This window comes from Nocardioides agariphilus (genome assembly GCF_015352445.1).
In the GTDB taxonomy this organism is placed as follows: Bacteria; Actinomycetota; Actinomycetes; order Propionibacteriales; family Nocardioidaceae; genus Nocardioides; species Nocardioides agariphilus.
The window spans coordinates 1-17,128 of the sequence record NZ_JADKPO010000041.1 but is presented as its reverse complement, the minus strand read 5'-3'; the positions used below and the strand labels follow the sequence as shown (position 1 = coordinate 17,128).

Here is a 17,128-nt window from a genome sequence, read left to right as displayed (position 1 = left end):
ACGGGATCGCCACTGGACTCACCTCTGGGCTCACCACTGGACTCACCTCTGGGCTCACCTCTGGGCTCACCTCTGGGCTCACCTCTGGACTCACCATGCCGGTCCGGCCTTCACGGCCACCTCTGAGCGCACCAGCTCGAGGGCCTCATCGATCCGGCTGGCGTCGGTGCCGCCGCCTTGGGCCACGTCGTCCTTGCCGCCGCCGCGACCCCCGACCAGCGGCCCGACTGCGCCGACCAGGGCGTTGGCCGACAGACCCCGACCCTGCGCGGCCTCGTTGACCGCGGCCACGACCGAGACCTTGGTGTCGTCTCCCGACCCACTGGTGCCGATCACGACGACCACCCCGGGGCGATCGCCCGGCAGCCGGCCGCGGACGTCGAGGGCCAAGGTGCGTACGTCGCCACCCGAGGCTCCGTCGAGGCGTTGCGCGACGACCTGGACGCCGTGGACGTCGTCGGCGCCGGCCGCCAGGGAGCCTGCGCCGGCCAGTACCTGGCCGACGCGGTGCCTCTCGATCTCCTTCTCGGCGGCGCGCAGCCGCTCGACGATGTCGCCGACCCGCTCGGGAAGCTCCTCGGGGCGCACCTTCAACGCCTCCGAGAGCTGGGAGACCAGCACGTGCTCGCGTGCCAGGAACTGATAGGCGTCCGCGCCGACCAGGGCCTCGACCCGGCGCACACCCGAGCCGATCGAGGACTCCCCCAGCAGCTTGATCACGCCGAGCTGGCCCGAACGGCCCGCGTGGGTGCCGCCGCACAGCTCGCGGGCCCAGTCGCCCACCGAGATCACCCGCACCTGGTCGCCGTACTTCTCGCCGAACAGCGCCATCGCGCCGGAGCGTACGGCCTCCTCCTGGGTCATCAGCTCGGCGTGCACCCCGAGGTCGGCCAGCACGAGGTCGTTGACCCGGGCCTCGACGTCGTGGAGCACCGACTCGGGCACGGCACCGGTCGCGGAGAAGTCGAACCGGAAGCGCCCGGGCGCGTTCTCCGAGCCGGCCTGGGTGGCGGTCTCGCCGAGCGCCTCGCGGAACGCCTTGTGCACCATGTGGGTCGCGGTGTGCGCACGTGAAATGGACTTGCGACGCTCGACGTCGACCTCGGAGTGCGCCTCGATGCCGGGCATCACCTCGCCGTTGAGGATGCGGCCGCTGTGCACGATCAGGCCGGAGATGGGCGACTGCACGTCGCGGATCTCCACACGCGCGCCGTTGGCCAGCTCGATGACCCCCTGGTCGGCCAGCTGGCCGCCGCCCTCGGCGTAGAACGGCGTGCGGTCGAGCACCAGCTCGACGTCGTCACCCTCGCGGGCGCTCTCGACCACCTCGCCGCCCCACAGCAGCCCGCGCACCGATCCTTCCGAGACCACCTCGCGGTAGCCGGTGAACTCGACCGGACGCGGCAGGTCGTCGGCGATGCGCCGGTAGGCGGTGGTGTTGACGTGGCCGCCCTTCTTCTTCGCCGCGTCGGCCTTGGCGCGCTGGCGCTGCTGGCTCATCAGGTCACGGAAGCCGACCTCGTCGACCTCGAGGCCCTGCTCGGCTGCCATCTCGAGGGTCAGGTCGATCGGGAAGCCGTAGGTGTCGTGGAGCGCGAACGCCCGGTCACCGCTGAGCACCGTGCCACCGGACTGCTTCACCTGCGTGGCCGCCAGGTCGAAGATCTGGGTGCCGGCCCGCAACGTCTGGCGGAACGCGTCCTCCTCGGCGTAGGCGACCTGCGAGATGCGGTCCCAGTCGCGATGCAGCTCGGAGTAGGTCTCGCCCATCTTGTCGCGGCTGACCGGCAGCAGCTCGGGCAGCACGCGGTCCTCCGCGCCGAGCAGGCGCATCGAGCGCACCGCGCGACGCAGCAGACGGCGCAGCACGTAGCCCCTGCCCTCGTTGCCCGGCGTCACACCGTCGGAGATGAGCATCATCGTGCTGCGGATGTGGTCGGCGACGACGCGGAAGCGTACGTCGGTCTCCCACGAGTCGCCGTACCGCTTGCCGGTCAGCAGCTCGGCCTGCTCGATGACGGGGTACATCACGTCGATCTCGTACATGTTGTCGACGCCCTGCAGCAGGTAGGCGACGCGCTCGAGACCCATGCCGGTGTCGATGTTCTGCTTGGGCAGCGAGCCGGAGATGTCGAAGTCGGCCTTGGACCGCACCGCACTGAGCTCGTCCTGCATGAACACGAGGTTCCAGATCTCGAGGTAGCGGTCCTCACCCTTGGGGCCGAAGTCGAGGTCGGGGCCGTACTCGGGTCCGCGGTCGTAGAGGATCTCCGAACACGGGCCGCCCGGACCGGGCACGCCCATCGACCAGTAGTTCTCCTTGGCCCCCAGTCGGATGATCCTGTCGTCCGGGATGCCGGTGACCTTGGTCCAGAAGTAGGCCGCCTCGGGATCGTCTTGGTAGATGCTCGGGTAGATGCGGCTCTCCTCGAGCCCGAAGCCTCCGTCGGCCTGGGAACGGGTCACCAGGTCCCAGGCGAGCTCGATGGCGCCTTGCTTGAAGTAGTCGCCGAAGGAGAAGTTCCCGCACATCTCGAAGAACGTGCCGTGCCTGGTGGTCTTGCCGACGTCCTCGATGTCGGGCGTGCGCACGCACTTCTGAACGCTGACCGCGCGGTTGTAGGGAGGCGTCTCCTGCCCGAGGAAGTAGGGCTTGAACGGCACCATCCCCGCGGCCACGAAGAGCAGCGTCGGGTCGTCGAGGAGCAACGACGCCGACGGCACGGCGGTGTGTGCGGCTCGCTCGAAGTGAGCCACGAACCTCCGCCGGATCTCCGAGGTGTCCATCAGTCGGTGCCTTTCAGTTCTCGCTGCTCCGCAGGTGCGGTCAGCTCGGGTAGTCCATGAGGCGCGAGGCCGTACCGCTCGCGCAACTCGGTTTCCTTGTCGGCCTGGGCCTGTGCCACGTCCTCGCGCAGCAGCCGGGCACCCAAGGTGACGGCCTCCCACCGGTCGCGCATCCCGTCGATGGTCACGGCCTCCTTCAGGCGCCGGGCACGGACCATCGCGTAGACGCCCGCCCCGGCTCCGGTGAGGAACCAGAGCCCACGCCTCATGCGGCTTCGCTCTCCTGGGCCGCCGCCCTGCGGCGCGCCCGGTACTCGCGGATCGCCTCCCGCTCCTCGACCTTGCGCTCCTTGCGAGCCCGCTTGACCTCCCGCCGCATCTCGAACCAGATCCGGTTGCGGTTGGCGGGAGAGAGTCCCCGGCGCACGCCATAGGCCCACGAGGCCGCCTTGACGACCGACTCGCGCAGCACGACGTCGGCGAACAGTCTCGCCTCCATCGTCCTCACCGGCTCGTCGGGCTCCTCGCCCAGTCTGGTGATCACGAACTCGCGAGCATCGGTGGTCGAGCTTGTCGAGACCCCCCGATCCTCGGCGCTGGTCGAGCTTGTCGAGACCACCCGATCCTCGGCGGTGGTCGAGGAGGGCGCACTAGCGCCCGTCTCGACACCCCGTGACGTCACCGGCGACGTCTCCAGAGCCGCCAACCTCGCTGTCAGCCCTCGCACCGCGAGCGCGAGAACCGCCACCGCACCGGCGAGCACGACGCTCACCAGGACAAGGACGGCGGTGATCATGGGACCCGACCCTATCGCGGGCCATCACCGCGGATCATCCGGCGGATCCGCTCCCAGCGCTGCTTGACCTGTGCCTCGGCGCCGAGCTCGGTCGGCCGGTAGTAGGTCGCGTCGAGAACCACGTCGGGCGCGTACTGCTGCTCGGCGATGCCGTAGGGCTCGTCGTGGCTGTAGGCGTAGGACTTGCCGTGGCCGAGCTTCTTCGAGCCGGCGTAGTGCGCGTCTCGCAGGTGTGGCGGCACCGTGCCGATCTTGCCGGCGCGTACGTCGGCACTCGCCGCGTCGATGGCCAGGATCACCGCGTTGGACTTGGGCGCCACCGCCAAGGCGATGGTGGCCTGCGCCAGGTTGAGCCTGGCCTCGGGCATGCCGATCAGCTGCACGGCCTGGGCGGCAGCCACGGCGGTGGTCAGCGCCGTCGGGTCGGCGAGGCCGATGTCCTCGCTGGCCAAGATCACCAGGCGGCGAGCGATGAACCGCGGGTCCTCTCCCGCCTCGATCATCCGGGCCAGGTAGTGCAGAGCCGCATCGGCGTCCGAACCGCGCACCGACTTGATGAAGGCGCTGATCACGTCGTAGTGCTGGTCGCCCTGCCGGTCGTAGCGGACGGCCGCGCGGTCGACCGCGGTCTCGGCCGTCGGCAGGTCGATCGTGGCCAGCCCCTTGGTCTTGGCCGCTCCTGCGGCCGACTCGAGGTAGGTCAGCGATCGGCGCGCGTCGCCGCCAGCCAGCCGCACCAGGTGATCGAGCGCGTCCTGGTCGATCTCGTAGCCACCAGCCAGGCCACGATCGTCGGCCAGCGCCTGGTTGAGCACCGAGCGCACGTCGTCGTCGGTGAGGGACTCGAGCCGGAGCAGCAGGCTGCGCGAGAGGAGCGGCGAGATGACCGAGAAGAACGGGTTCTCGGTGGTGGCGGCCACGAGGGTCACCCAGCGGTTCTCGACGCCCGGCAGCAGGGCGTCTTGCTGCGCCTTGGTGAACCGGTGCACCTCATCGACGAACAAGACGGTCTCGCGCCCCGTGCGCACCAGATCCGAACGCGCGGCGTCGATCGCCGCGCGTACCTCTTTGACGCCCGCCGACACCGCCGAGACCTCCACGAAGTGGCGATCGGTCTGCTGGCTGAGGATCGAGGCGATCGTGGTCTTGCCCGTGCCGGGCGGCCCCCACAGCAGCAGCGACATCGACTGGTCGCCCTCGATCAGCTGCCTCAGCGGCGAGCCCGGCTCCCGCAGCTGCGCCTGGCCCACCAGCTCATCGAGGGTGCGCGGACGCATCCGCACCGCCAACGGCGCCGACGAGTGCGTGTTGGCCGCCAGCGACCCGCCCCGCTGCGGCGGCGGCGGCGCTCCCAACCCTGACGCGTCGAACAGCTCGTCCACGCCGCTAGTCAACAGCAACGTCCGTGACGAGCCCTAGGTCAGCGGTTGCCGAAGGTCTTGGTCTTGAGGTCGAACCAGGTCTCGTCGTAGCCCGGGTTGGTGCTGAACTCCACGGGACTCGACCCGGGAGCATGGTTGCCCTGGTCGTCGGTGCCGAGGAGTGGGGCGGTGATGGGCTTGGCCGGGTGGTTGCCCAGCTCGGCTGCGAAGTGGCAGGCGACCTTGTGGGTCTTGCCGATCTGCAGCAGCGGCGGCTCCTGCTTGGCGCAGATGTCCTGGGCCAGCCAGCAGCGGGTGCGGAACCGGCAACCGCTGGGTGGGTTGATCGGGCTGGGCACGTCGCCCTCGAGGCGGATGCGCTCGCGACGCCCGCCGATCGCAGCCTGCTTGACATCGGGAGAGGCCGACAGCAGGGCCTGGGTGTAGGGGTGGTGCGCGTGGTTGTAGACGGACTCCCGCTCGCCGATCTCGACGATCTTGCCGAGGTACATCACGGCGATCTCGGGACAGAAGTGCCGGACGACGGCGAGGTCGTGGGCGATGAACAAGAACGCGATGTTGAACTCGTTCTGGACATCGCGCAGCAGGTTGACGACCTGGGCCTGGATGGACACGTCCAGTGCGGACACGGGCTCGTCGGCGACGAGCAACTTGGGCTGCAGCGCCAGGGCGCGGGCGATGCCGATGCGCTGGCGCTGGCCACCGGAGAACTCGTTGGGGTAGCGGTTGTAGTGCTCGGGGTTGAGACCCACGACCTCGAGCAGCTCCCTGACCCGGGTGAGCACCTGCTTCTCCGGCACCACCTTGTGCACGCGCAGCGGCGTGCCGACGATCGTGCCGACCGTGTGGCGGGGGTTCAGCGAGCTGTAGGGGTCCTGGAAGATCATCTGGATCTCTTTGCGCATCGGCGTCATCGCCTTGGCAGAGAGCTTCGCCAGGTCCTTGCCCTCGAACATCATCGACCCGGACGTCGGGTCGTAGAGGCGGGTGATCAGCCGGCCGGTCGTGGACTTGCCGCAGCCCGACTCGCCCACGAGACCCAGCGCACTGCCCTCGGCGACCTCGAAGGAGACTCCGTCGACCGCCTGCACGTAGCCGACCGTGCGCCGGATCAGCCCCGAGGACTTCACCGGGAAGTACTTCTTGAGATCGGTGACCGACAAGATCGCGCGCCGTCCACTCGACACCGTGCGGTTCGCGGCCGGGACGATTCCAGGCGTCGGCTGCTCGGCCGACTGCTGTGCCACTTCGGACTCAGTCATGGGCGTCCTACCGCTCCTTCGGGAGAGCATCGTCAGAGGGAGAGTCTCCCACCAAACCGGTCCCCGTCTTCTGGGGGAACTGGTCGTTGATGGTCATCTCCACGAGGTCGGGCGCGATCTCGGGAAGGATCTCCTGCACGTAGATCGCAGACGGGTCGGGCAGGTGGCACCTCTTGACGTGCCCCTCGCCGTGCTCCCCCGGTGTCAGCTCGGGAAGAGTGGTCTTGCAGAGGTTGCCCGGCACCTTGTCCATGTGGGGACAGCGCGGGTGGAACGCGCAGCCCGTCGGTGGCTTCAACAGGCTGGGCGGGTTGCCCTTGATCGGGATCAGGCGGGCCTCGGGGTCGGCGGTCACGTCGGGCACGCTGGAGAGCAGCCCCCACGTGTAGGGCATCTCCGGGTGGGTCAGGATCTGCCGGGTCGAGCCGAACTCGACCGCGCGACCGGCATACATCACCATCACGTCGTCAGCCATCTCGGCGACGACGCCCAGGTCGTGGGTGATGATGATGATCGCGGAGTTGAAGTCCTTCTGCAGCTCCTGCAGCAGGTCGAGGATCTGGGCCTGCACCGTCACGTCGAGCGCGGTGGTGGGCTCGTCGGCGATCACCAGCGAGGGGTCGTTGACCAGCGCCATCGCGATCATGGCGCGCTGGCGCATGCCACCCGAGAACTGGTGCGGGTAGTCGTCGACGCGGGTCCGGGCCTGCGGGATGCCGACGCGGTCGAGCATCTCGATCGCCTTGGTGCGCGCCACCGACTTGGAGACGTCGTGGTGGGCTCGATAGGCCTCGGAGATCTGTGCGCCCACCTTGTAGAACGGGTGGAGCGCCGTGAGCGGGTCCTGGAAGATCATCGCGACCTCGCGGCCACGGATCCGGCGCATCTTGTCGTTGGCCAGGCCCAGGACCTCTTTGCCGCCGACCCGGATGGAACCCGACATCTGGGTGCGCTTGGCGTCGTGCAGACCCATCACCGCCAGGCTGGAGACGCTCTTGCCGGATCCCGACTCCCCCACGATGCCGAGGGTCTTGCCCTGCTCGACGGAGTAGGACAAGCCGGTCACGGCCTGCACCAGACCGTCGGCCGTCGGGAACTTGACCGTCAGGTCCTCGACGACGAGGAAGGGGTCGGTCGCGGCACCATCAGTTGGCTCGCTGAGGCCGCCGGTCCCAGTCTGCGGGGCCGGTTCGTTCGTCTGAGTCATGCTAGGCGCACTCTCGGGTCGATGACGCTGTACAGGATATCGACCACGATATTCGCGACCACGATGAAAGCGGCGCTGATGAGCGTGTACGCCGAGATCATGGGCAGGTCCGTGCGCTGCACGGCGTCGAGGCCGGCCAGGCCCATCCCCTGGATGCCGAAGATCTTCTCGGTGAACAAGGTGCCTGCCAGCAGGTAGGCGAAGTCGAGGCCGAAGATCGTCACCACCGGGACGATGGCAGCCCTCAGTGCGTGGCGGCGTACGACGACCCGCTCCATCAGGCCCTTGGCCCGCGCGGTGCGCACGTAGTCCTCGTTGAGGGCGTCGACCATCGCGCCGCGGCTGAACCGGGCGTACTGGGTCGAGTAGGCGATGCCGAGCATCAGCCACGGCAGCGCGAGACCGCCGACGAACTTGAAGGGCCCGTCCTTGAACGGCGAGTGGTAGCCCGTCTCCGGGAACAGACCCAGGCCCTGGACCAGGTAGAGGTAGGCGAGCAGGGCGAGCAGGTAATAGGGGATGGCGTTGATGAACAAGCTGGTGCTCACGATCGCCTTGTCGGCCATCGTGCCCCGTCTTCGTGCGGCGAAGATGCCGCTGAACAAGCCGATGATCAAGAAGCAGATCGCGCCTCCCGCAGCGACCGAGAAGGTCGCTGGGAATCGATCCCACAGATAGTGGAAGACCGAGACGCGGTACTTGAAGGAGACGCCCAGGCAGGGCCAGTTGCAGTCGATGGAGATGCCGCCGGACTCGATGTGTCGCGACTTGACCAGGCCGCTCATGTACTCGACGTACTGCTGGGGAGCGGGACGGTCGAGGCCGAGGTTGTGACGCAGGTTGTCGAGCCGCTGCGGGGTGCAGCGTGACTCAGGGCAGTAGGCCAGGGCCGGGTCGTTCGGACCGTAGAAGAAGATGGCGAACACCATCATCGACACGGCGATGAGGACGAGTACTCCGGCGATCAGGCGTCGGACGATGTAGCCGAACATCTGGCGCTGCTCCTTGTCTGCTCGATGTGGACCCCGATGGCTCTTTCCGGGGCCTTGGCCCGGTCAGGTGGCCCGCTCACGTGAGCGGGCCACCCGCCGAGCGACCGCCCGACCGACCTTCGGCGGAGGGTTCTCCACCTCTGGTCGGCCGGACGGCCTTTGTCATCTCGAGGTCATCACTTCAGTCAAGCGTGCTTACTGGGTGATGTACATGTCCGCGAAGGTCGGCATGCCACGAACGGAGTCGTTGTACATGCCACCGATCTTGGACCCACGGATGATCGCGGTGCCGGAGTAGCCGGTCACGACCGCCGGGTAGTAGGTCTCCTCGATGAACTTGTCGAACTCACCCCAAGCGGCGGGAACATCGTTGGCGTCCATCGCCAGGATCTCCTTCTGCTTGGCGTCGGCGTCGGCCTCGACGAACATCGACGGGTTCGGCATGCCCTCGAGGTCGGCAAGCGCGCCGTCCCACTGAGCCGGGAACCACGAGCCACCCGACGGCCAGTCCGAGCACCAACCGCTCGAACGGACGTTGATCGGGCTGTCCGGGTCGGAGCGAGCCTCACGGATCTTCTCCGACGTCGAGGCGATCGGGGTCGCGGTGAAGCCACCGGCCTCGAGGCCCTTGACGATCTGGTCCTTGCCGGCCACCGACAGCGGGTCGTCGGTCGCGTAGAGGAACTTGATCTCGTAGCCGTCGGCGTTGGCCGCAGCCAGCAGCTCCTTCGCCTTCTCCGGGTCGGTGTTCTGACCCTTGATGCCCAGCACGTCGTAGTCGACGCGACCAGCGGTGCCCGGAGGCAGGATGCTGGTACCCGGCACGCGGGTCAGACCCACGATCTCGCCGGTGGCCTTCCAGACGTCCTCGTAGGGGTAGGCGTAGCCGATCGCCTTGCGCACGTTGATGTCAGTGATCTTGCGCATGTCGAGGTACCACATGTAGGTGCACGGCGAGGTGCCGGTGACCAGGCGGTCGCCACCCTCGGCAGTGATCTTCTTGTAGGTCGGCGGCGTGATGTTGTCGTAGGACAGCGTGGTCTGGCCCTCGCCGGTGTCGGACACGATCGTGTTCTCGATCTTGGCGGTGTCCTCACCGAACTTGAAGACCCACTTGTCGACGGACTGGATGCGGCCCGGGTCGGTGTTGGGGTCCCAGTTGGGGTTCTTGACCAGGGTCAGAGACGAACCCGGCTTGTAGTCCTCGAACATGTAAGGACCGGTTGCCAGCGGGTGGTTGCCGTACTCCTCCTTGGTGTCCTTGGCGGCAGGAATGCCGGTGAACACCGGGAAGGACGCGTAGTAGTCCATCTCGGGGAAGGGCTGCGACATCTTGATGGTGATGTCGTTGCCGCTCACGGTGACGCCCTTGTAGGGGGACTTGTCCTTGTAGGGGCCCTTGTAGGTGTCGCCGTCCTGGAAGAACTGCAACTGGTAGGTCGGGCCGTCCGGCAGCTCCTCGATCGCGAACGACCGGGAGATGGCGTAGGCGACGTCCTCGGCCTTGACGTCGGTGCCGTCCTCGTACTTGAGGCCGTCACGCAGCGTGAAGGTCCACTCGGTGTTGTCCTCGTTGGGACGACCCAGGTCCGTGGCCATGTCGGGCGCCAGGACCATGTCGTTGGTGTCGGGGTCGTAGACGTACTGCGTCAGGGCCCTGGTGACCAGGTTCATGATCGCGGTGGAGTCGGTGTAGTACGCCCGGGTGGGGTCCAGCGTGAAGGGCACGACCGCCGTCAGGACGGTTGCGGTGCCGCCGGGAGCCGCGTCGTCGGGAACCGCACGCGGTGCCTTCAGATCGGGGTTCTTGCCCGCACCCGCGCCACCGCCTTCCCCCTGTGTCGGGACCGGCTTGTCGGAGTTGCTGTCTGAGCTGCCGCCGCAAGCGGCGAGCGCCAGGAGTGAAGCAGTAGCAAGGATGGCTACTGCGGACTTCTTGAGTCGCATCAGGGTGTTCCCCACCTTTCTAGGGCTAATCGATGATGCCTCTCGAACGGTGTTCAGTCTCACCGTCGAGTCTTGGGGTCGAAGGCGTCACGAATGGCGTCTCCGAGCAGGTTGAGCGCCACGACCAGGACGAAGATCCCGAGCACGGGCGCGTAGAGGTAGAGCGGGTAGGTGTCGAAGTACGGCACGGCCTTGAGGACGGTCTGCCCCCAAGACGGCTGGCCGATGACACCGATGCCGAGGTAGGACAGACCCGCCTCCGCTGTGACGATCGCGGGCAGCGTCAAGGAGAACGACACCACGATCGGCGCCACCATGTTGGGCAACAGCTCCTTGAACAGGATCTGGCGCGTCGGGACGCCCATCACGCGGGCAGCCTGGATGAACTCGCGCTCGCGCAGCGAGAGCACCTCGCCGCGGATCAGTCGGGCCAGCTGCATCCAGCCAGTGATGATCAGGATGAAGATGAGTGAGAAGAAGGTCGCCCACTTGAGCAGGCCCGGCCGGTCGCTGAAGCGCAGCACGATGATCGGCGCGACGGCCAGCGCGGCCAGCAGGAACGGCAGCGACAAGAAGACGTCGATGACGAAGGAGATGACCCGGTCGAGCCAGCCGCGGCTGAACCCGGCGACCAGGCCGATGGTGATGCCGATCAGCGTGGCGAAGACCGTCGAGATGCTCGCGATCATCAGCGAGGTGCGCGCGCCGTAGAGCCACTCGGCGAGGTTGTCGTCACCGGTGTCGGGCGCCAGGCCGAGCGGCGCCTTCCAGGTGAAGCCGTGGTCGGGCGGGCCGATGACGGGGAAGTTGAAGATGTCGGTGTCGGTCGACGGGTCGCCCGCGCGGACCTCGACACCGAACAGTCTGGTCAGCAGGGGCGCGAAGACCGCGATCAGGATGAAGATGACCACGATGGCCGCGCAGACGATGGCCACCTTGTCGGAGCGCAGGCGGCCCATCGCGATCTGGAAGGGCGATCGACCAGCGATCTCTGCTTCTGCTTCGGGGTTCGGCGGTTCCGCTAGTTCTGGAGCTTGCATCTCCAACGGTGTCAGCGCCATGTCGCCCCAATCTTGGTCGTCACTGCTGCGGTCTCGCGGTCACACCCCCGTTGGCGACCTGCCAGAGACCCGGGGTTCGAAGGTAGTCAGCACGCACGATCGTGACCCGGGACACAGGCAGGCATCCGAACCGGGACACTAGACGAACAGCAGACGATGTTGAGCATCGGGGAGGTAACGAATTGATACCAGCGCGTTGCAATGCCCCGCGACAGGAAATCATTCAACTGCGCGCCTGAGCTGCCGTGTCAACCGATTTTGCCCTCGACACGGCATCTCACCTGCGGATACGCCACTCAGGAAGGCGTCAGGTCTTCCTTGCTCGAAGGCACGGCATCGACGCCCGCCTCCTTGCGCTGTTCAGCGGTGATCGGCGCCGGAGCGGCCGTCAAGGGGTCGAACCCACCGCCGGACTTGGGGAACGCGATCACGTCGCGGATGGAGTCGGTGCGTGCGAGCAGCGCGACGATCCGGTCCCAGCCGAACGCAAGACCGCCGTGCGGAGGGGCGCCGTACTTGAAAGCCTCCAGGAGGAACCCGAACTTCTCGGTCGCCTCCGCCTCGTCGAGGCCCATGATCGCGAAGACTCGCCTCTGGATGTCGTCGCGGTGGATACGGATCGACCCGCCGCCTATCTCGTTGCCGTTGCAGACGATGTCGTAGGCCCATGCCAGCGCGTTGCCGGGGTCGCGGTCGAAGGTGTCGAGATCCTGCGGCGAGGTGAAGGCGTGGTGCACGGCGGTCCAGGCCCCGCTGCCGACGGCGACGTCGCCGGCCGCGGTCGCCTCGTCGGCGGGCTCGAACAGCGGAGCGTCGACCACCCACAAGAAGCTCCAGGCCTCCTCGTCGATGAGGCCACCACGGCGCCCGATCTCCAAGCGGGCCGCGCCCAACAGTGCTCGGCTGCTCTTGACGGGGCCGGCGGCGAAGAACGCGCAGTCACCCGGCTTGGCACCGATATGCGCGGCGAGCCCGGCACGCTCCTGCTCGCTGAGGTTCTTGGCGACCGGCCCACCGAGCTCGCCGTCCTCCCCGAAGAGCACATAGGCCAGCCCTCGCGCGCCGCGCTGCTTGGCCCACTCCTGCCACGCGTCGAGCTGCTTGCGCGGCTGGCTCGCGCCGCCCGGCATGACGACCGCGCCGACGTAGGGGCTCTGGAACACCCGAAATGGCGTGTCCGCGAAGTAGTCGGTGCACTCGACGAGCTCGAGTCCCAGGCGCAGGTCGGGCTTGTCGGAGCCGAACCGCGCCATCGCCTCGGCATAGGTCATCCGCGGGAACGGCGTATCGAGCTGGACGCCGATCAGCGACCACAGCGCGACCAGCACCTCCTCGGAGACGGCGAGCACGTCGTCTTGGTCGACGAAGCTCATCTCGATGTCGAGCTGGGTGAACTCCGGCTGACGGTCTGCGCGGAAGTCCTCGTCGCGGTAGCAGCGGGCGATCTGGAAGTAGCGCTCCATGCCGGCCACCATCAGCAGCTGCTTGAACAGCTGGGGGCTCTGGGGCAGGGCGTACCAGCTGCCGGGCTGCAGCCGCGCTGGCACGAGGAAGTCGCGTGCACCTTCGGGCGTGCTGCGGGTCAGCGTCGGCGTCTCGACCTCGACGAAGCCATGGCGGTCCAGCACGTCGCGAGCGGTCTTGTTGACCTTGCTTCGCAGCCGCAGCGCCTGGTTGGGACCGGTGCGGCGAAGATCGAGGTAGCGGTGCCGGAGCCGAGCCTCCTCCCCCACGTCGCCGCCCTTCTGCGATCCGGCGTCGTCGATCGGGAAGGGCAGCGGCGCTGCCGCGCTGAGCACCTCGACGGTGTCGGCGATCACCTCGACCTCCCCCGACGGCAGGTTGGGGTTGGCGTTGCCCTCCGGTCGCAGCTGGACCGTGCCGGTGACAGCGATGCAGTACTCGCTGCGCAGGCTGTGGGCCACCGCCTCGTCGCGCACCACCACCTGGGCTACGCCGCTCGCCTCGCGGAGGTCCAAGAAGGCCACTCCCCCGTGGTCGCGGCGGCGGGCGACCCAGCCTGCCAGGGTGACGGTCTGTCCGGCGTCGGCGGCTGTGAGGTGGCCGGCGTCGTGGGTGCGGATCACTGATTCTCCCTTGTATTGCTGACGATCGTCTGGTGGAGGTCCTCGGCAGGCGGGGTCCAGGCGTCAGGGTCGGCAGCGCCTTGGTCGCCGCTGCGGATGTCCTTGACCTCGTGCCCACCGTCGGGCTGCTCGAACCAGACGTAGGGAATGCCGCGTCGCTCCGCGTAGCGGATCTGCTTGCCGAACTTCTGCGGGCTGGCGGCCACCTCGGTGGGGATGCCGCGACGACGCAGTCGGTCCGCGACCTCCTGGGCGGATGCGCGGGAGTCCTCGTCGGCGAGGGCGACCAGGACGGCGCTCGGGACCGGGCGGCTGCCGCGCAGCACGCCCTCGGCGATCAGCGGCACCAGCGTCCGGGAGACGCCGAAGGAGACGCCCACGCCTGGGTAGGTCGTGCGGCCGTCGCTGGCCAGGGCGTCGTAGCGCCCGCCGGCCCCGACGGACTTCAGCCGCTCGTAGCCCGCCATGAAGATCTCCACGACCGTGCCGGTGTAGTAGTCGAGGCCGCGCGCGATGCGGAGGTTGGCCTCGACGGTGACCTGACCCTGGTTGCCGCTGACTGCGGTGGCGCAGCCCTCGACCACCGCGGCCAGCTCGGCCAGTCCGGTCTCCAGCAGGTCGTCCTGGACGCCGAGGGATCTGACCCGCTCGACGAAGGAGGTGTCGCTGACCCGGATCTCGGCCAGCGTCAGGCAGGTCTGCGCCTGTTCAGGTGTCGCGCCGGCGTTGCTCACGAGGAGCTCGGCCACGGACTCGGGTGACTGCTTGTCGAGCTTGTCGATGGCCCGGATCGCCGCGGTGACGTCTGGGACGCCGAGCCCGCGGTAGAAACCCTGGATCAGCTTGCGGTTGTTGAGCTGGAAGGACAGCGGCGGCAGCGACAGCGTGCCGAGCGCCTCGACCATCACCCGCACCACCTCGACGTCGAAGTGGAAGGGCAGCTCGTCCTTGCCGACCACGTCGATGTCCATCTGGGTGAACTGGCGGTAACGGCCCTCCTGCGGTCGCTCGCCCCGCCAAGCCGGCTGCACCTGGTAGCGGCGGAACGGGAACTCCAGCTGACCGGCGTGCTCCAGCACGTAGCGCGCGAACGGGACGGTCAGGTCGAAGTGCAGCCCCAGTCCCGCGTCCCCTCCTTGGTCGTCGGCGTGCAGGCGGCGGAGTACGTAGAGCTCCTTGTCGATCTCGCCGCCCTTCGACAGCCGCTCGAGCGGCTCCACGGCACGGGTCTCGATGTTGGCGTACCCGTGCAGCTCGAAGGTGCGGGCCAGGCGCGCGATCACCTCGCGCTCCACCGCCCGCTCGGCAGGCAGGAACTCGGGATAGCCGCTCAGCGGCGTTGGTTTGCTCAAGGGTTCACAGTCCTCGGGTGACTCGTCCGACCTGCTCGTCGCCTTGCAGGTCGAGCAGATACGGGTTGGTCGCGCGCTCGCGACCGATGGATGTCTGGTCTCCGTGGCCGGGCAGCACCACGATGTCGTCCGCGAGCGTGAGCACCTTGGTGCGCAGGCTGTGGAGCATCGTCGCGTGGTCGCCGCCCGGCAGGTCGGTGCGGCCGATCGACCCCTGGAACAACAGGTCGCCGGAGAACATCACCTCGGAGATGCCCTCGCTGGCCGGATCCGTCGAGTCCCAAGGCGATCGGAAGGTCACCGACCCGCGCGTATGGCCGGGAGTGTGGTCGACGGTGAACGTAAGTCCGGCCAGCTCCAGCTGCTGGGCATCGGTGAGCTCGCGTACGTCGTCGGGCTCGGCGAACTCGTGCCTCCCGCCCAGCATCATCTGCGCGGTCTCGCGCGAGATTCCGGCCATCGGGTTGGCCAGCAGGTGTCGGTCGTCGGGGTGGATCCAGGCGGTCGCGTCGTAGGTGCCGGCAACGGGCGCGACGCACCACATGTGGTCCACGTGGCCATGGGTGACGAGCACGGCAACAGGCTTGAGCCGGTGCTCGCGGACCACCTCGGCCACGCCGTCGGCGGCGTCCTTGCCAGGGTCGATCACCACGCACTCGCTGCCCGGGCCGGTGGCCACGACGTAGCAGTTGGTGCCCCACGGACCTGCGGGGAAGCCGGCGATCAGCACCCCGGCAGACTATCGAGGGCGGACACGCGGGCGCCCATCGGCGCGGACGTGCGGACCTCGGCAGGGCACCGACCCCACCGCGTTGACTAGCATGGTGCCTCCTCGCGGGCCGACCGGCTGACTGACCGGTGCCTCCGAGCGCCCCAACCCCCACCGACCGAGGGACTGCAGTGACCACTGAACCGTCTGGCCACGAGTGGGGACGCGTCGGCGACGACGGCACCGTCTTCGTGAGGACCTCCGACGGCGAGCGCTCGGTGGGTCAGTACCCCGAGGGGACGCCCGAGGAGGCCCTGAAGTTCTACACCGACCGCTACGACGCGCTCGCGTTCGAGGTCGAGCTCCTCGACCAGCGGATCAAGTCCGGCGTGATGTCCCCCGAGGAGGCCGCCGAGTCCGTCCGGACCGTCCGGTCACAGGTCGTCGACGCCAACGCGGTCGGCGACCTGGCCGCTCTGGTCGAGAGGCTCGACTCGTTCGGGACCTTGATCGGCGAGCAGCGCGAGCTGCGCAAGGCCGAGCGCGCCCAGAAGCAGGCAGAGGCCAAGGCCGTCAAGGAGCGCATCGTCGGCGAGGCCGAGAAGCTCGCGGCGGGCAACGACTGGCGCAACGGCGCCAACCGCCTGCGCGAGCTCCTCGACGAGTGGAAGGCGCTGCCGCGCATCGACCGGTCCTCCGACGACGCCTTGTGGCGACGCTTCTCGACGGCGCGCACGTCCTACACCAAGGCACGCAAGTCCCACTTCGCCGAGCAGCACGAGAAGCGCGAGGGCGCGCGATCGGTGAAGGAACGCCTGGTGAAGGACGCCGAAGCACTCACCGGTTCCACCGACTGGGGCCCGACCTCCGGTGAGTACCGCGAGCTGATGCGCCGCTGGAAGGCGGCCGGTCCGGCACCACGAGACATCGACGAGGAGCTCTGGAAGCGGTTTCGCGCCGCGCAGGACTCCTTCTTCGCTGCCCGTGACGCGGCCAACGCAGCGCAGGACGCCGAGTTCGCCGCCAATGCAGAGGTCAAGGACAAGCTGCTGGTCGAGGCGGAGGCGTTGGTGCCGGTCACCGACCTCGACGCCGCCAAGACCGCGTTTCGGGAGATCTCCGACCGCTGGGATGCGGCAGGCAAGGTGCCCCGGGAGCGGATCCGCGACCTCGAGGCCCGCATCCGCAAGGTGGAGCAGGCCATCCGCGCGGTCGAGGACGAGCAGTGGCGCCGCACCGACCCGGAGAAGTCCGCCCGCGCCGACGACATGGTCACCAAGCTCGAGGACGCCATCGCCAAGATCGAGGCCGATCTCGCCAAGGCCCGGGCGGCCGGCGACGAGCGGAAGTCCAAGGAGCTCGCCGACAACCTCGAGTCCCGCCAAGCCTTCCTCGAGATGGCCAGGCGCGCGGCGTCCGACTACTCGGGTTGACTTGTCGCAGTGGCCCGCTGGTTGAGGAAGGCGCGCTAGCGCCTGTCTCGAAACCAGACCACGCCGCCCCCGCCGCTGGTTGAGGAAGGCGCGCCAGCGCCTGTCTCGAAACC

13 protein-coding genes are annotated in these 17,128 nt (G+C 68.2%); 1 reads left to right on the top strand and 12 read right to left on the bottom strand.

Annotated elements, in window-relative coordinates; genetic code table 11:
* Positions 1-90 precede the first annotated feature (90 nt).
* From alaS to ISU10_RS20580, 12 genes are all read right to left on the bottom strand, one after another.
* The gene (gene alaS, locus ISU10_RS20635) at positions 91-2,787 is read right to left on the bottom strand and encodes an alanine--tRNA ligase (protein ID WP_194698336.1); all 2,697 of its coding nucleotides are present in this window, start codon (positions 2,785-2,787) and stop codon (positions 91-93) included.
* Complete coding sequence (locus ISU10_RS20630) at positions 2,787-3,056, bottom strand: DUF6167 family protein (RefSeq protein ID WP_194698335.1); 270 nt, start codon at positions 3,054-3,056, stop codon at positions 2,787-2,789. Before ISU10_RS20630 ends, alaS begins: the two co-directional genes overlap by 1 nt.
* Positions 3,053-3,583: a hypothetical protein gene (locus tag ISU10_RS20625; RefSeq protein WP_194698334.1), complete on the bottom strand. Its 531-nt coding sequence runs from the start codon at positions 3,581-3,583 to the stop codon at positions 3,053-3,055. Before ISU10_RS20625 ends, ISU10_RS20630 begins: the two co-directional genes overlap by 4 nt.
* An 11-nt stretch (positions 3,584-3,594) precedes the next feature.
* Complete coding sequence (locus ISU10_RS20620; protein ID WP_370865758.1) at positions 3,595-4,965, bottom strand: replication-associated recombination protein A; 1,371 nt, start codon at positions 4,963-4,965, stop codon at positions 3,595-3,597.
* A gap of 38 nt (positions 4,966-5,003) precedes the next feature.
* A complete protein-coding gene (locus tag ISU10_RS20615; protein WP_194698333.1) occupies positions 5,004-6,227 on the bottom strand; it encodes an ABC transporter ATP-binding protein in 1,224 nt (407 codons plus the stop codon).
* Positions 6,228-6,234: 7 nt separating this feature from the next.
* The gene (locus ISU10_RS20610) at positions 6,235-7,434 is read right to left on the bottom strand and encodes an ABC transporter ATP-binding protein (protein WP_194698332.1); all 1,200 of its coding nucleotides are present in this window, start codon (positions 7,432-7,434) and stop codon (positions 6,235-6,237) included.
* Entirely contained in the window at positions 7,431-8,426 is a 996-nt protein-coding gene (locus ISU10_RS20605) for an ABC transporter permease (RefSeq protein WP_194698331.1), read from the bottom strand. Before ISU10_RS20605 ends, ISU10_RS20610 begins: the two co-directional genes overlap by 4 nt.
* Before the next feature lie 195 nt (positions 8,427-8,621).
* On the bottom strand, positions 8,622-10,388 hold the full coding sequence (locus ISU10_RS20600) for an ABC transporter substrate-binding protein (RefSeq protein WP_194698330.1): 1,767 nt from the start codon (positions 10,386-10,388) through the stop codon (positions 8,622-8,624).
* 44 nt (positions 10,389-10,432) lie between these two features.
* Positions 10,433-11,434, bottom strand: coding sequence for an ABC transporter permease (locus tag ISU10_RS20595; protein WP_194698329.1), 1,002 nt, complete (start codon positions 11,432-11,434; stop codon positions 10,433-10,435).
* Positions 11,435-11,730: 296 nt separating this feature from the next.
* A complete protein-coding gene (gene aspS / locus ISU10_RS20590) occupies positions 11,731-13,521 on the bottom strand; it encodes an aspartate--tRNA ligase (RefSeq protein ID WP_194698328.1) in 1,791 nt (596 codons plus the stop codon).
* Positions 13,518-14,873: a histidine--tRNA ligase gene (gene hisS / locus ISU10_RS20585; protein WP_194698327.1), complete on the bottom strand. Its 1,356-nt coding sequence runs from the start codon at positions 14,871-14,873 to the stop codon at positions 13,518-13,520. Before hisS ends, aspS begins: the two co-directional genes overlap by 4 nt.
* Positions 14,874-14,877: 4 nt before the next feature.
* The gene (locus tag ISU10_RS20580; RefSeq protein WP_194698326.1) at positions 14,878-15,603 is read right to left on the bottom strand and encodes an MBL fold metallo-hydrolase; all 726 of its coding nucleotides are present in this window, start codon (positions 15,601-15,603) and stop codon (positions 14,878-14,880) included.
* Positions 15,604-15,773: 170 nt separating this feature from the next.
* On the opposite strand from ISU10_RS20580, the gene ISU10_RS20575 reads away from it, so the two are divergent.
* On the top strand, positions 15,774-17,015 hold the full coding sequence (locus tag ISU10_RS20575) for a DUF349 domain-containing protein (RefSeq protein WP_194698325.1): 1,242 nt from the start codon (positions 15,774-15,776) through the stop codon (positions 17,013-17,015).
* Positions 17,016-17,128 lie beyond the last annotated feature (113 nt).

Coding starts and splice junctions, on each gene's coding strand:
- ISU10_RS20615 (WP_194698333.1), bottom strand. CDS start 6,227: ATGACTGAGTCCGAAGTGGCACAGCAGTCGGCCGAGCAGCCGACGCCT.
- alaS (WP_194698336.1), bottom strand. CDS start 2,787: ATGGACACCTCGGAGATCCGGCGGAGGTTCGTGGCTCACTTCGAGCGA.
- ISU10_RS20605 (WP_194698331.1), bottom strand. CDS start 8,426: ATGTTCGGCTACATCGTCCGACGCCTGATCGCCGGAGTACTCGTCCTC.
- ISU10_RS20625 (WP_194698334.1), bottom strand. CDS start 3,583: ATGATCACCGCCGTCCTTGTCCTGGTGAGCGTCGTGCTCGCCGGTGCG.
- ISU10_RS20630 (WP_194698335.1), bottom strand. CDS start 3,056: ATGAGGCGTGGGCTCTGGTTCCTCACCGGAGCCGGGGCGGGCGTCTAC.
- ISU10_RS20595 (WP_194698329.1), bottom strand. CDS start 11,434: ATGGCGCTGACACCGTTGGAGATGCAAGCTCCAGAACTAGCGGAACCG.
- ISU10_RS20610 (WP_194698332.1), bottom strand. CDS start 7,434: ATGACTCAGACGAACGAACCGGCCCCGCAGACTGGGACCGGCGGCCTC.